The organism is Streptomyces sp. NPDC093225, from assembly GCF_044753805.1.
GTDB lineage: Bacteria > Actinomycetota > Actinomycetes > Streptomycetales > Streptomycetaceae > Streptomyces.
The window spans coordinates 157,304-170,887 of record NZ_JBIVNX010000009.1 but is presented as its reverse complement, the minus strand read 5'-3'; the positions used below and the strand labels follow the sequence as shown (position 1 = coordinate 170,887).

Sequence of the window (13,584 nt, the reverse complement as noted above, 5' to 3'; positions counted from 1 at the left end):
CGGGGCTTGGTGTGGTCGGCCGCGCAGGCTGCCGGGCAAACGGATCCGCCCGCTCATTCCGTCGAGTCAGGTTCGGATTCGGCGTTCGGTGTTGGGTGTTGGGTGTTCGGTGTTCGGGCCGCTCGGCTCCGGGCCCGCCTGCCGATGCCGTGTGGTGTGCAGGGAGGCGCTTGACGCCCTGTGGCAGGCTGGTCCGGAGGCAGGCCCGGGTCGGGGGTGGCCGAAGGCCAGGGGCGGAGCCCCCTTGCCCCCGAGGTGGGCCTGCCGCAGGGCCTGCAGGCCGCAGGGCGTCAAGCGCCGGGGACCCGCGCACCACAGGGTGGCGCCACCCCGGCCGCCATTGCGCGACACCGGTGGCGCGGAAGCCGAACACCCTCGTATGTAACACCCCGGCGGCCCTCGCTCTGGCCCGGCGTCGGGGTCAGCCCGCTTCGGGTGGCCGCCCCGTGGTGTGTGGGTCCCCTCGGCGCTTGACCCGGCAGGGCCTGCAGGCCCTGCGGCAGGCCCACCCCAGGGGCAAGGGGCTTCGCCCTGGCCTTCGGCCACCCCTGGCCCGGGCCTGCCTCCGGACCAGCCTGCCCTACCGCCTCAAGCACCTCCCCCACACACCACGGCGCGGCCGACTCCCTTGTTTTCGTGCACCCGGGTCGGGCTTCGGGCTGCGGTTGCGGGGCGCTCTCGTGAGTCCGTGCCCGGGTCGGGCTGCGGTACGCGGCGCTCTCGTGAGTCCGTGCACCCGTGTCGGGGGGTGGCCGTTGGTCTGGCGGCTCTCGGGTGCGGCGAGGGGCGTCACTCGGACAGGCCCTGGGAGATCGTTTCTGCTTGCGGTGTTCGCGTGAGGCGGGGGGACGGACCGGGTCGACGGGGTTATGGACCTTCCGGCGAATCGAACTTCAGGAGGTCATCATGCAGCGCGTTCGAACTACCGCCCTCGTGGTCGCCGCGGCCCTTGCCGCCGGTGCCGGGATCGCCTACGCGAGGCAGGGCGAACCCGCCTCGGCGGCTTCGCGGACGATCACCACCCTTGCGGTGTGGGGGCACACCGACATCAATCCAGGGCAGGTCGGCACGGCCAGGACGGATGACTGTCCGGCCGGTCAGCTGGTCACGGGGGGAGGGGGGTTCTTCTCGTACCACGACGCCGGAGCGTTCACCATGAGTGCGAGCTCCATCGCCTGGAACAGCGGGCCGAAGGGCTGGTACGTCACCGGCAGGAACAACGGCACCGAGGTGGGCAGGCTGTACACCTACGGCCTGTGCACCGACGCCGTCGGCGCGCTCCCGCTTGATGCACCGGAGCTCATGCCCGAGCTCATGCCAAAGCCCGGTACCGGGGGTCCGGACGCCCCCGGCCGGGGCTGAGCCTGCCGCGCCGCCGGCCGCGGCCCGGCCGGCAGGGCTGGCTGTCCAGCCCTGCCGGCACGCCGTTCAAGGGCCCGGAGGGGTCAGGAGCGGACCCGGAGGGCGCGGGTGAGGTCGTCGAGCTGGTCGGCGAGCTTGCGGCGGAGGGCGGGGGTGACCTCGTCGGAGTCGAGGGCGGTGTGGCCGGCGGCGAGGAAGGCGGCGTCGATGGTGTGGAAGGGGAAGGCGTCGCGGCCGACGGCCAGGGCCATGGCGGGGCCGCGGCGGGCGGAGAGGGCGATGGCGTCGGGGTGGTAGCGGGCGGTGTACTCGTGGGTGAGGTCGGCCTGTTCGGGCTGCCAGAAGCCCTGGGCGGTGGCGGTGAAGAGGTAGTTGGAGAGGGTGTCGTCGCCGAACATGGACTGCCAGGCGGCGGCCTTGGCCTCGGAGGTGGGCAGGGCGGCCCGGCAGCGGGCGGCGCCTTCCTGGCCGGTGGCGGTCGGGTCGGCGGCGAGTTCGGTGGCGATCTCGGGTTCGCCGACGGCGCCGAGGACGGCGAGCCGGGTGAGGATGCGCCAGCGCAGTTCGGGGTCGAGTTCGGGCCCGCCGGGCACGGTGCCGTCGGCCAGCCAGGCGGCGATGGTGTCGGGCTGGGTGGCGGCGTCGATGTGGGCGCGTACGGCGATCAGGCGCAGGCCGGGGTCCTCGCCGCCCTCGGTGCGGCGGATGAGGGCGCGGGCGACGGAGGTGACGAGGGCGAGCGCGCCGGGTCGGTCGGCGGGCGGCAGGTAGCGGTCGGCGATCTGGTGACGGGCGAAGCCGAGGACGGCCTGCACGATGGCGAGGTCGGTCTCCTCGGGCAGGTGCGCGTGGGCGGTCTCCAGGTAGGCGGCGGGTTCGAGTTCGCCGTCGCGGACCATGTCGCGCAGGGCGTTCCAGATGACGGCGCGGGTGAGTGCGTCGGGGACGGTCGAGAGGCTGCGGACGACGGTCTCGGCGGAGGTGTCGTCGAGGCGGATCTTGGCGTAGCTGAGGTCGCCGTCGTTGAGGAGGAGCAGGGCGGGGCGGGGGCCGGCGGCGGAGACGACCTCGTCGGTGGGGAGGTCGAGGGGGAGGCGTTCGCGCAGTTCGAGGCGGCCGTCGGGGGTGCGGTCGTAGAGGCCGGCGAGGACGTGGTGGGGGCGGCTGCCGGTGCGGTCGACGGTGAGGGTCCAGCCGCCGGGGCTGGTGCGGACGTCGGGGGCGAGGGTGTCGACGCCGGTGGTGCGCAGCCAGGTGTCGGCCCAGGCGTGGACGTCGCGGTCGGTGGAGGCGGCGAGGGAGTCGACGAAGTCGGCGAGGGAGGCGTTGGCGAACTTGTGGCGGCTGAAGTGGAGGTTGATGCCGGCGAGGAAGTCCTTCTCGCCGAGCCAGGCGACGAGTTGGCGCAGGGCGGAGGCGCCCTTGGCGTAGGAGATGCCGTCGAAGTTGAGGAGGGCGGAGGCGGTGTCGGGGACGGCGTCGGGGTCGGGGGCGACGGGGTGGGTGGTGGGGCGCTGGTCGGCGTCGTAGCCCCAGGCCTTGCGCTGGACGCCGAAGTCGGTCCAGGTGTCGGTGAAGCGGGTGGCTTCGGTGAGGGTCTGGTAGCCCATGAACTCGGCGAAGGACTCGTTGAGCCAGATGTCGTCCCACCAGCGGAGGGTGACGAGGTCGCCGAACCACATGTGGGCCATTTCGTGGGCGATGACCATGGCGCGGGTCTGGCGTTCGGTGTCGGTGACGGCGGAGCGGTAGATGAACTCGTCGCGGAAGGTGACGAGGCCGGGGTTCTCCATGGCGCCGGCGTTGAACTCGGGGACGAAGGCCTGGTCGTAGGAGTCGAACGGGTAGGGCTCGGAGAACTTCTCGTGGTAGCGGTCGTAGCAGGCGCGGGTGATGTCGAGGAGTTCGTCGGCGTCGGCGTCCATGTGGGCGGCCAGGGAGCGGCGGCAGTGGATGCCGAAAGGGAGGCCGGCGTGTTCGGTGCGGATGCTGTGCCAGGGGCCGGCGGCGACGGCGACGAGGTAGGTGGAGATGAGGGGGGTGGTGGCGGCGGTCCAGACGGCGGCGCCGTCGGCGCGGTGGCCGGTGCGTTCGGTGACGCCGTTGGCGAGGACGGTCCAGTCGGCGGGGGCGGTGATCTCCAGGTCGAAGACGGCCTTGAGGTCGGGCTGGTCGAAGGCGGCGTAGACGCGCTGGACGTCGTCGAGGAAGAGCTGGGTGTAGAGGTAGGTCTCGCCGTCCGCAGGGTCGGTGAAGCGGTGCATGCCCTCGCCGGTGCGTGAGTAGCGCATGGCGGTTTCGACGCGCAGTTCGTGGCTGCCGGCGGTCAGGCCGGTGAGGGGGAGCCGGTTGTCGTCGAGGGTGGCCGGGTCGAGCGGGTGGCCGTCGAGGGTGACCGAGCGCAGTTCGTCCGGTTTCAGCTCCACGAAGGTGTCACCGGCTGCTGTGGCGGTGAACCGGATGGTGGTGGTGGAGTCGAAGGTGTCGTCGCCGGTGGTGAGGTCGAGGGCGACGGCGTAGTGGTGGACGTCGAGGAGGGCGGCTCGGGTCTGCGCTTCGTTGCGCGTCAGTGCGGACATGGGCCCATGCTGCCCGACGGGCCCCGTCCGACCTAGGGGTCTACTCTTCGCCCGCAGCGATCGTCTCGTGGTGGCGGATGACCTCGGCGATGATGAAGTTGAGGAGTTTCTCCGCGAAGGCGGGGTCGAGCTTGGCGTTCTCGGCGAGCTCGCGCAGGCGGGCGATCTGGCTGGCTTCGCGGGCCGGGTCGGCGGGGGGCAGGTGGTGCTTGGCCTTGAGGAAGCCGACCTGCTGGGTGCACTTGAACCGCTCGGCGAGCATGTGGACGACGGCTGCGTCGATGTTGTCGATGCTGTCGCGCAGCCGGGCCAGGTCGGCGCGGACGTCCTCGTCGATGGGGGTGGCCTTGTCGCTGGTGCTCATGGGGGGTGAGCTTACGTGGGTGGCGGCGGATGATCACTGCTCGGCCGCACAGTGAGACGGTGCGGGGGTGGTGGGTGGCCGGATGCCGCTGGCGGGGTCGGTGGGTGGTGCGGCCGGTGGTGGGCGGGTGGGTCGGTGGCCGTCGGGGCGGGGGCGGGTGGTGCGGTGGGTCACAGGGGGAGGAGGGCGGTGACGCGCCAGCCGCCTTCGGGGGCGGGTCCGGCGGTGAGGGAGCCGCCCAGGGCTTCGGCGCGTTCGGTCATGCCGGCCAGGCCGTAGCCGCCGCCGCGGGCCTTGTCGGAGAGGCGGGCGGGGCGGGCGCCGTCGTCGGTGACGTCGATTTCCAGGCCGGCGGGGACGGTGTGGATGCGGACGCGTACGGCGGTGGCGTCGGCGGCGTGTTTGGTGATGTTGGTGAGGGCTTCGAGGACGATGCGGTGGGCGGTGGCGGCGACGTCGCCGGGGACGGTGGCGTCGAGGCCGGGGGCGATGCGGAGGGCGACGGGCGGGCCGGTTCGGGAGGAGCGTTCGCACAGTTCCCTGATCTGTTGGAGGCCGGCGACGGGGGTGGTGCCGGGGGTGCCGGCGGGGGCGTCGTCCTCGCGCAGGACGCGTACGAGGCGGCGCATGGAGCCGAGGGCTTCGCTGCCGGCGGTCTCGATGCGGGCGAAGATCTCGCCGGCCCGGTCGTCGCCGACGCGGGTAAAGCGGGCGGCGCGGGCCTCGACGACGATGCCGGTGACGTGGTGGGCGACGAGGTCGTGGAGTTCGCGGGCGAGTTCGAGGCGTTCTGCGGTGCGTACGGCGCGCAGGTCGCGGGTGCGTTGGACGGATTGTTGGCGGAGGAGGAGGGAGTAGGCGCCGACGACGACGGAGAGGACGGAGAAGAGCAGGGTGAAGCGGCCGGGGTCGCTGTCGCGCACGGGGACGGCGGTGCAGCCCAGGCCGAGGAGGGGGCCGAGGACGGCGGCGGTGCGGGCGGGGGTGCGCAGGAGGACCTGGCTGAGGAGGACGAGGAGGGCGAGGGCTTCGCCGATGCCCCAGACGTGCAGGGGCGGGTGGGTGGTGATCAGGAGGAGGGTGGCGGTCCAGGTGACGGTGGCGGCGAACCAGGCGCGGCCGAGGAGGGGGATGCCGGGCCAGGGTGCGGCGCTGAGGCTGACGAGGAGGCCGGCGGCCCAGACGACGGCGTGGGGGAAGGTGGGCTGGCGGATGAGGGCGATGCCTTCGTAGGTGACCAGGGCGAGCAGGACGACGGTGAGGGCGAGGCGGGCCCAGTCGGCGGCGCGGGGGTGGCGGCGGGCCCAGGACTGGAGGGGGCTCACGGTCGTGCCGGTCCGGTGGGGTTGGCGGGTGGGGGGTGTGGTGTCGGCGGGTGTGCGTTCATGTGGTGCTCGCGGCCAGTCCGCTCTCCCAGGCCCAGGCGGCGATCTCGACGCGGTTGCGGGCGTCGAGTTTGGTCTGGACGTTGGCCAGGTGGGTCTTGACCGTGGAGAGGGAGACGTACAGCTCGGTGGCGATCTCCGCGTTGGTCATGCCGCGGGCGAGGCAGCGTACGACGTCGCGCTCGCGTTCCGTGAGGGGTTCGGCGGGTCGGCGGGCGGTGGTGGCGGGGGTGCGGGGGGCCATTTCGCGCAGCAGGCGGACGGTGATGGCGGGTGAGACGAGGGAGTCGCCGACGGCGGCGGCGCGGACGGCTTCGACGAGCATGGCGGGGCTGGCGTCCTTGAGGAGGAAGCCGCTGGCGCCGCCGTGCAGGGCGGCGTGGACGTATTCGTCGAGGTCGAAGGTGGTGACGATGACGATGCGCGGGGTGGTCCGGCCGGCGAGGCGGCGGGTGACTTCGAGGCCGTCGAGTCGGGGCATGCGGATGTCGAGGAGGAGGACGTCGGGGTGGTGTTCCTCGACGGCGGTCAGGGCGGCCTCGCCGTCGGTGACGTCGGCGAGGACGTCGATGTCGGGCTGGCTTTCGAGGATCATGCGGAATCCGGTGCGGACCATGTCCTGGTCGTCCGCGATGACCACGGTGATCGTCATGCGTTGCCTGCCCCGTGTCGCCCGTCGCCGTTCAGGTCCTTCTCATGGGACCGGGGCGCGGGGCGGGTCGCAACCGCGCCGCGTCCGTCCGGCCGGTGTGCTCGGTGGCCGGACGGACGGGGGCCCGGGTGCGTGGGTCCGGGCCGGGGCGTGGGTGGGACGGGTGCGGGGCCGGTTACAGGCCGGCCGCGGCGGACCGGATCGCGGTGGCGAAGGTGGAGACCTCGGTGTAGACGCCGGGGTAGCCGGCGCGGGCGCAGCCCTCGCCCCAGCTGGTGATGCCGACCTGGATCCAGGCGCCGGCGTTGTCGCGGCGGAACATGGGGCCGCCGGAGTCGCCCTGGCAGGTGTCGACGCCGCCGGTGTCGAGGAGGCCGGCGCAGATCTCCTCGCCCTGGATCAGGGAGCTGCCGTAGGCGTCGGCGCAGGCGGCGTCGGAGACGAAGGGGACGTCGGCCTTGCGGAGGTAGCGCTGTTGTGCGCCGCCTTCTCGGGTGGCGCCCCAGCCGGCGACGGTGAAGGTGCCGTTGTTGTAGATCGTGGTGTCGGCGATCTTGAGGGTCGGGAGGTTGATGGGTTGGGCGAGTTTGATGAGGGCCCAGTCCTTGCCGTTGCCGTTGTAGCCGGGGGCCTGGAGGACGTAGGTGGAGCGGACCTTGGTGGCGCTGGAGCTGTTGAGGTCGACGACGCCGGCGGTGGCGGTGATGGAGGTGTTGGCGCCGGTGCGGCTGACGCAGTGGGCGGCGGTGAGGACGATCTGCTGGGTGTAGAGGGCGCCGCCGCAGCCCATGGAGAGGCGGACCATCCAGGGGAACTCGCCCTGGGCGGCGCGGACGCCGCCGACGACGGGCTGGGGTGCGGCCTGGGCGCCGGCGGGCTGGAGGCTGAGGGCCGCCAGTGCGACGGCGCCGGCGGCGAGGGTGCGCTGGAGCAGGCGGCGGGTCAGGGAGGTGCGGGGGTGCGGGGCGGGGATGCGTGAAGTCTTCAACACACTGCCTTTCGTGGGGGGTTGGGCTGTGCGTGGTCGGTTCCGGGGAGAACCGAAAAGACTGACGCGTCCATGTCACAACTCGGGCCGCGGTGCGGCAAGAGGGCGTTTCGGCCACCGCCGCGGGGCGGCTTCGGGGCGGTGCCGGCAGGGCGATGTCGGGGCGGCATCGCGCGGGGCCGGGGCGCGCACGGCGCGCGAGGGCGCGCGGGAACGGACCTGCGCTGCCACACGTCCGCGTACCTGCGAATCCCATCGGCACGGGTGCGCTACTTCTGGATACGCAAGGTGACTGACCGCCACAAGGAGTAACCCATGTCCGTCGACACCGCGGCCGCCGCCGCAGCCGCAGGCGCGGAAGCCCACCGGATCCAACTCAGCCTCAGCACCGCGGCCGCCCGCAACCTGGCCACCACGACCAAGTCCGAACCCCAGATGCAGGGCATCAGTTCGCGCTGGCTGCTGCGCAAGCTGCCCTGGGTGCACACTCCCGGCGGCGCCTACCGCGTCAACCGCCGCCTGTCGTACGTGGTCGGCGACGGCCGGGTGACCTTCGTCAAGAGCGGCTCCCGGGTCCAGGTGATCCCGGCCGAGCTCGCCGAGCTCCCGCTGCTGCGCGGCTTCGACGACCCGACCGCGCTCGGCGCGCTGGCGGAGCGGTTCGTCCAGCAGGAGTTCGAGCCCGGTCAGGTCATCGTGGAGGCGGGCCGCCCGGCCGACCACGTCTACCTCGTCGCGCACGGCAAGATCGAGAAGATCGGCCCGGGCCCGTACGGGGAGGAGGCCGTCCTGGGCCGGTACGGCGACGGCGACACCTTCGGCGGCCACGCCCTGGCCGGCTCGAACGGCACCACCTGGGACTTCACCGCCCGCGCCGCCACCGCCGTGACCCTGCTGACGCTGCCCGAGTCGGCGTACCAGGCGGTCGCGGAGCAGTACGAGGGGCTGCGCACGCACGTCTCGCGGACGCGCGACACCAGCGGCCAGAACGGCCACAAGACCAACAAGGCGGGCGAGAAGGCCATCGAGCTGAGCGCCGGCCACGTCGGCGAGGCCATGCTGCCCGGGGCGTTCGCGGACTACGAGCTCACGCCGCGCGAGTACGAGCTGAGCGTGGCCCAGACGGTGCTCAAGGTCCACACCCGCGTCGCCGACCTCTACAACCAGCCGATGAACCAGACCGAGCAGCAGCTGCGCCTGACGATCCAGGAGCTGCGCGAGCTCCAGGAGTACGAGCTGGTCAACAACGCCGAGTTCGGGCTCCTCCACAACGCCGACTACGACCAGCGCATCCAGACCCACTCGGGCCCGCCCACCCCCGACGACCTGGACGACCTGATCTCGATGCGGCGCGGCACGCAGTACCTGTTCGCCCACCCCAAGGCCATCGCGGCCTTCGGCAAGGAGTGCAACAAGCGCGGCCTGACCCTCGGGCACGTGGACGTGGACGGCCACCACATCCCGGCGTGGCGGGGCGTCCCGATCCTGCCCTGCGGCAAGATCCCGATCTCCGAGGCGCACTCCTCCTCGATCATCGCGGTGCGCACGGGCGAGGACAACGAGGGCCTCATCGGCCTGTACCAGACGGGGCTGCCGGACGAGGTGGAGCCGGGCCTGAACGTGCGGTTCATGGGCATCGACGAGCGGGCGATCATCTCGTACCTGGTCACCGCGTACTACTCCGCCGCCATCCTCGTGCCCGACGCGGTCGGGGTCCTGGAGAACGTCGAGGTCCGCCCGCGCGCCTGAGCACGCCGGGGACCGCCCCCTCTTTTCGCCCTGCTGTCACGCCTTGCTTGTGGAGTCCGCCCTTCGCGCCGGCGGCGGAGCGCGGGGTGGCGGACCGCGTCCGTTACGGAGTTTGACGGAAAGACACCTACTCGACGGTTCGAAAGGTGCACCGGGTGGGTAGTAACCCGGTGTCGCGTGAGTCGGTGTTCGGGCCCGACCTCCCCGCCAGGAGGCCGGGCCCGTTCCGTGTCCGGAAACCGGGCGCCGCACCGGGCCCCGGAGGGGGCGCGGGCCCGGGTGTCCGCGGTGCCGGCGGGCGTCAGCCCGCCCCGTAGACCGGCTGCGGGGCCTCGGCCTCGGCCAGCAGCTTCTGCGCCGTCTCCCCCGCCTCGGCGGGGGTCCAGCGGGCGCCCTTGTCGGCGGTGGGGCCGGGCCGCCAGCCCTCCATGACGGTGATGCGCCCGGCCTCGGCCTCGAAGATCCGGCCGGTGACCCCGGCGCAGGCCGCCGAGCCCAGCCACACCACCAGCGGGGAGACGTTCTCGGGGGCCATCGCGTCGAAGCCGTCCCCGGCCGGCACCGCCATCGTCTCGGCGAAGGTCCGCTCCGTCATGCGGGTACGGGCGGCCGGGGCGAGGGCGTTGACCTGGACGCCGTACCGCTCCAGCTCGGCGGCGGCGACCAGGGTCAGGCCGACGATGCCGGCCTTGGCGGCGCTGTAGTTGGCCTGGCCCACGGAGCCGAGCAGGCCCGCGCCGGAGCTGGTGTTGACCACGCGGGCCACGGGGGTGCGGCCGGCCTTGGACTCGGCGCGCCAGTGGGCGGCGGCGTACTTCAGGGGCAGGAAATGGCCCTTGAGGTGGACGCGCATGACGGCGTCCCAATCGGCCTCGTCGAGGTTGACGAGCATCTTGTCGCGCAGGAAGCCGGCGTTGTTGACGAGGGTGTCCAGGCGCCCGTACGCCTCCACCGCGGTCCGGACCAGGGAGGCGGCGCCCTCGGAGGTGGCGATGTCGCCGCCGTGGGCGACGGCGCGGCCGCCGGCCGCCTCGATCTCGGCGACGACCTCGGCCGCGGGGCTGTCGGGCCCGGGCCGGCCGTCGAGGCCCACGCCCAGGTCGTTGACGACCACGGCGGCGCCCTCGGCGGCGAAGGCGAGGGCGTGCGCCCGGCCCAGGCCGCGTCCGGCACCGGTGATCACCACGACCCGGCCCTCGCAGATCCCCTTACTGCTCATCTCGGTTCTCCTTGTCGACGGTGGCCCTGCCGGTACCGGACTCGTCGGCGCCCGGCCAGTTGGCGGTGGCGGCGGACAGGAACGCGGGCCGCTCCCCGCCGCCGTGGAGGAGGAGGCTGGCACCGCTGATGTAGGCGGCCCGGTCGGAGGCGAGGAAGACGGCGGCCTCCCCCACCTCGCGCGGTTCGGCGAGGCGGCCGAGCGGCACGGTGCCGCCGACGGCGGCGACACCCCGCTCGTCGCCGTAGTGCAGATGGCTGAGCTCGGTGCGGACCATGCCCAACACGAGCGTGTTCACCCGTACTTCGGGCGCCCATTCGACGGCCATCGAGCGGGCCAGGTTCTCCAGGCCCGCTTTGGCGGCGCCGTAGGCGGCGGTGCCCGGGGAGGGGCGGGTGCCGCTGACGCTGCCGACCATCACGAGGGAGCCGCGGGCGGCGCGCAGGTGCGGGTGGGCCGCCAGGGAGGCGGTCAGCGGGGCGAGCAGGTTGAGTTCGAGGACGCGCGCGTGGCGGGCCGGGCCGCCCTCGGCGAGCGGGCGGTAGGGGGTGCCGCCGGCGTTGTTGACCAGGCAGTCCAGGCGGCCGTAGCGGGTGGCGACGGAGTCGAAGAAGGCCTCGACGGCGGCGCCGTCGCGCAGGTCGAGGGGGATGAACTCGGCCTTTCCGGCCGGGGTTTCGATGGGGTGCTCCGGTGGTCTGCGGGCGCACAGGACGACCTGTGCGCCGGCGTCGAGGAACGCCTCGGCGATGCCCGCTCCGACGCCGCGGGTTCCGCCGGTGACGACCGCGACCCTCCCGTCCAGCTCCATGGGCTGCTACCTTCCACACCTAACAAATGTTTGGTGGAAAGGTAGCTGATCCTCTCATGGGTGTCTCCACCTCCCGCCCGGACAAGGGCGTCGCCGTCGTCACCGTCGACTTCCCACCCGTCAACGCGCTGCCCGTACGGGGCTGGTACGAACTCGCCGACGCCCTGCGCGCGGCCGGCCGCGACCCCGAGACCCGGTGCGTCGTCCTGGCCGCCGCCGGCCGCGGCTTCAACGCCGGGGTCGACATCAAGGAGATGCAGCGCGACGCCGGGCACGGCGCGCTGCTCGGCGCCAACCGCGGCTGCGCCGAGGCCTTCGCCGCGGTCTACGAGTGCCAGGTGCCGGTGGTCGCCGCCGTACAGGGCTTCTGCCTGGGCGGCGGCATCGGCCTGGTGGGCAACGCGGACGCGATCGTGGCCGCCGAGGACGCCGTGTTCGGCCTTCCGGAACTGGACCGCGGCGCCCTCGGCGCCGCCACCCACCTGGCCCGACTGGTCCCCCAGCACCTGATGCGCACCCTGTACTACACCTCGCGCAACGTCACCGCCGCCGAGCTGCACGCCCACGGCTCGGTCTGGAAGGTCGTGCCGGGCGCGGAGCTGACGGCCGCCGCCCTGGAGCTGGCCGCCGAGATCGCGGCCAAGGACGGCACGCTCCTCCGGCTGGCCAAGGCCGCGATCAACGGCATCGACCCGGTGGACGTGCGCCGCAGCTACCGCTTCGAGCAGGGCTTCACCTTCGAGGCCAACCTCAGCGGGGTGGCCGACCGGGTGCGCAACACCTTCGGCAGCGAGCGGACGGAGGCGTCTTCGTGACCGACAAGACCATGACCCCCGACGAGGTCGTCGGGCAGCTGCACAGCGGAATGACCCTCGGGATCGGCGGCTGGGGGTCGCGGCGCAAGCCCATGGCCCTGGTCCGGGCGCTGCTGCGCTCCGGCGTCACCGACCTGACCGTGGTCTCGTACGGCGGCCCGGACGTGGGCCTGCTGGCGGCCGCGGGCCGGATCCGGCGGCTGGTCGCACCCTTCGCCACGCTCGACTCGATCCCGTTGGAGCCGCACTTCCGGGCGGCCCGCGAGCGGGGGGCCTTCGAGCTGACGGAGCTCGACGAGGCGATGTTCATGTGGGGGCTGCACGCGGCCGCGAACCGGCTGCCGTTCATGCCGGTGCGGGCGGGCCTGGGCTCGGCGGTGATGGAGGTCAACCCCGGGCTGCGGACGGTGGTCTCGCCGTACGAGGACCGTGAGGAGCTGGTCGCCGTGCCCGCGCTGCGCATGGACGCGGCGCTGGTCCACCTCAACCGGGCCGACCGGCTCGGCAACGGCCAGTACCTGGGCCCGGACCCGTACTTCGACGACCTGTTCTGCGAGGCCGCCGACCGGGCGTACCTCTCCTGCGAGCAGCTGGTGGAGACCGCCGCGCTCACCAAGGACGCACCGCCGCAGACGCTGCTGGTGGGCCGGCACTGCGTCACCGGGGTCGTGGAGACCCCGAACGGGGCGCACTTCACCTCCTGCGCGCCCGACTACGGGCGCGACGAGGCCTTCCAGAAGCTGTACGCGAGCACGCCGTGGGAGGAGTTCGCGGCCCGCTTCCTGGCCGGCCGCAGCGAGTACGACTACCAGCGGGCCGTCGCCGACTGGCGCGCGGAACGGACGGCGGAACCGACGACGGGGCCGACGACGGGGCCGACGACGGGGCGGGCCACGGAGGGACGGCGATGAGCACGTCGACGAGCACCACCCGGGCCGAGTACTGCGTGATCGCCTGCGCCGAGGCCTGGCGGGACGACGGGGAGGTACTGGCCAGCCCGATGGGCGCGGTCCCCTCGATCGGCGCGCGGCTGGCCCGCCGCACCTTCTCCCCCGACCTGCTGCTGACCGACGGCGAGGCCACGCTGGTCCGTGACGACGGCACGGCCGAGGGCTGGCTGCCCTACCGCAAGCACCTGACGACGGTGACCGGCGGGCGGCGGCACGTGATGATGGGCGCCTCCCAGATCGACCGCCACGGCAACCAGAACATCTCCTGCATCGGGGACTGGTCCCGCCCGTCCCGGCAGCTGCTGGGGGTGCGCGGGGCGCCGGTCAACACCCTCAACAACCCGGTCAGCTACTGGATCCCCCGGCACTCGACCCGGGTGTTCGTCGAGCGCGTCGACGTGGTCTCGGGCGTCGGGTACGACCGGGCGGCGGCGGCCGGGCCGTCGGCGAGCCGGTTCCACCGCATCCCCCGGGTGGTGTCGAACCTCGGCGTCTTCGACTTCGCGACCCCGGACCGGTCGATGCGGCTCGCCTCCCTGCACCCGGGCGTGACGGTCGAGGAGGTGCGGGCCGCGACCGGGTTCGCGCTCACCGTGCCGGCGGACGTGCCGTACACGCGGGAGCCGACGGCGGCCGAGCTGCGGCTGATCCGCGAGGAGCTCGACCCGGACGGGGCGCGGGACCGGGAGGTGCCGGCGTGACCGCCCCCG

Annotated in this window: 12 protein-coding genes; 5 read left to right on the top strand and 7 right to left on the bottom strand. The window is 73.2% G+C overall.

Features of this window, described 5'->3' with window-relative positions; translation table 11 throughout:
• Nucleotides 1-906: 906 nt before the first annotated feature.
• Complete coding sequence (locus ACIQCH_RS11575; RefSeq protein WP_402580445.1) at nucleotides 907-1,362, top strand: hypothetical protein; 456 nt, start codon at nucleotides 907-909, stop codon at nucleotides 1,360-1,362.
• A gap of 83 nt (nucleotides 1,363-1,445) precedes the next feature.
• Here ACIQCH_RS11575 and pepN read toward each other — a convergent pair whose 3' ends face one another.
• The 5 genes from pepN to ACIQCH_RS11550 all read right to left on the bottom strand — a co-directional run bounded on the left by pepN (nucleotide 1,446) and on the right by ACIQCH_RS11550 (nucleotide 7,288).
• Nucleotides 1,446-3,941, bottom strand: a complete 2,496-nt coding sequence (gene pepN, locus ACIQCH_RS11570) for an aminopeptidase N (protein WP_402580444.1) — start codon at nucleotides 3,939-3,941, stop codon at nucleotides 1,446-1,448.
• 40 nt (nucleotides 3,942-3,981) lie between these two features.
• Complete coding sequence (locus ACIQCH_RS11565) at nucleotides 3,982-4,305, bottom strand: chorismate mutase (protein WP_030204914.1); 324 nt, start codon at nucleotides 4,303-4,305, stop codon at nucleotides 3,982-3,984.
• 170 nt (nucleotides 4,306-4,475) lie between these two features.
• Entirely contained in the window at nucleotides 4,476-5,630 is a 1,155-nt protein-coding gene (locus tag ACIQCH_RS11560; RefSeq protein ID WP_402580443.1) for a sensor histidine kinase, read from the bottom strand.
• Nucleotides 5,631-5,688: 58 nt separating this feature from the next.
• Nucleotides 5,689-6,342 (bottom strand): response regulator, encoded by a 654-nt coding sequence (locus tag ACIQCH_RS11555; RefSeq protein WP_402580442.1) that lies wholly within the window; start codon nucleotides 6,340-6,342, stop codon nucleotides 5,689-5,691.
• A 175-nt stretch (nucleotides 6,343-6,517) separates the two neighbouring features.
• A complete protein-coding gene (locus ACIQCH_RS11550; protein WP_402580487.1) occupies nucleotides 6,518-7,288 on the bottom strand; it encodes a serine protease in 771 nt (256 codons plus the stop codon).
• 357 nt (nucleotides 7,289-7,645) lie between these two features.
• On the opposite strand from ACIQCH_RS11550, the gene ACIQCH_RS11545 reads away from it, so the two are divergent.
• Complete coding sequence (locus tag ACIQCH_RS11545) at nucleotides 7,646-9,079, top strand: family 2B encapsulin nanocompartment shell protein (RefSeq protein ID WP_402580441.1); 1,434 nt, start codon at nucleotides 7,646-7,648, stop codon at nucleotides 9,077-9,079.
• 301 nt (nucleotides 9,080-9,380) lie between these two features.
• Here ACIQCH_RS11545 and ACIQCH_RS11540 read toward each other — a convergent pair whose 3' ends face one another.
• Nucleotides 9,381-10,298 (bottom strand): SDR family oxidoreductase, encoded by a 918-nt coding sequence (locus ACIQCH_RS11540; RefSeq protein ID WP_402580440.1) that lies wholly within the window; start codon nucleotides 10,296-10,298, stop codon nucleotides 9,381-9,383.
• Nucleotides 10,288-11,109, bottom strand: coding sequence for an SDR family oxidoreductase (locus tag ACIQCH_RS11535; RefSeq protein ID WP_402580439.1), 822 nt, complete (start codon nucleotides 11,107-11,109; stop codon nucleotides 10,288-10,290). Before ACIQCH_RS11535 ends, ACIQCH_RS11540 begins: the two co-directional genes overlap by 11 nt.
• 56 nt (nucleotides 11,110-11,165) lie before the next feature.
• Here ACIQCH_RS11535 and ACIQCH_RS11530 point away from each other — a divergent pair, with 56 nt between their 5' ends.
• From ACIQCH_RS11530 to ACIQCH_RS11520, 3 genes are read left to right on the top strand one after another with little or no spacing between them, the layout of a single operon-like run.
• Complete coding sequence (locus ACIQCH_RS11530; protein ID WP_402580438.1) at nucleotides 11,166-11,924, top strand: enoyl-CoA hydratase family protein; 759 nt, start codon at nucleotides 11,166-11,168, stop codon at nucleotides 11,922-11,924.
• Nucleotides 11,921-12,835 carry a CoA transferase subunit A gene (locus tag ACIQCH_RS11525; protein ID WP_402580437.1) on the top strand — a complete coding sequence of 305 codons (915 nt, stop codon included), beginning with the start codon at nucleotides 11,921-11,923 and terminating at the stop codon, nucleotides 12,833-12,835. The genes ACIQCH_RS11530 and ACIQCH_RS11525 overlap by 4 nt, the downstream gene beginning before the upstream one ends.
• Nucleotides 12,832-13,575, top strand: a complete 744-nt coding sequence (locus ACIQCH_RS11520; RefSeq protein WP_402580436.1) for a CoA-transferase subunit beta — start codon at nucleotides 12,832-12,834, stop codon at nucleotides 13,573-13,575. The genes ACIQCH_RS11525 and ACIQCH_RS11520 overlap by 4 nt, the downstream gene beginning before the upstream one ends.
• The last annotated feature ends 9 nt before the right edge of the window (nucleotides 13,576-13,584 follow it).

Excerpts from the sequence above, each read along its gene's own strand:
- ACIQCH_RS11575 (WP_402580445.1), top strand. The coding sequence starts at position 907 with ATGCAGCGCGTTCGAACTACCGCCCTCGTGGTCGCCGCGGCCCTTGCC.
- pepN (WP_402580444.1), bottom strand. The coding sequence starts at position 3,941 with ATGTCCGCACTGACGCGCAACGAAGCGCAGACCCGAGCCGCCCTCCTC.
- ACIQCH_RS11565 (WP_030204914.1), bottom strand. The coding sequence starts at position 4,305 with ATGAGCACCAGCGACAAGGCCACCCCCATCGACGAGGACGTCCGCGCC.
- ACIQCH_RS11555 (WP_402580442.1), bottom strand. The coding sequence starts at position 6,342 with ATGACGATCACCGTGGTCATCGCGGACGACCAGGACATGGTCCGCACC.
- ACIQCH_RS11545 (WP_402580441.1), top strand. The coding sequence starts at position 7,646 with ATGTCCGTCGACACCGCGGCCGCCGCCGCAGCCGCAGGCGCGGAAGCC.
- ACIQCH_RS11540 (WP_402580440.1), bottom strand. The coding sequence starts at position 10,298 with ATGAGCAGTAAGGGGATCTGCGAGGGCCGGGTCGTGGTGATCACCGGT.
- ACIQCH_RS11535 (WP_402580439.1), bottom strand. The coding sequence starts at position 11,109 with ATGGAGCTGGACGGGAGGGTCGCGGTCGTCACCGGCGGAACCCGCGGC.
- ACIQCH_RS11530 (WP_402580438.1), top strand. The coding sequence starts at position 11,166 with ATGGGTGTCTCCACCTCCCGCCCGGACAAGGGCGTCGCCGTCGTCACC.
- ACIQCH_RS11520 (WP_402580436.1), top strand. The coding sequence starts at position 12,832 with ATGAGCACGTCGACGAGCACCACCCGGGCCGAGTACTGCGTGATCGCC.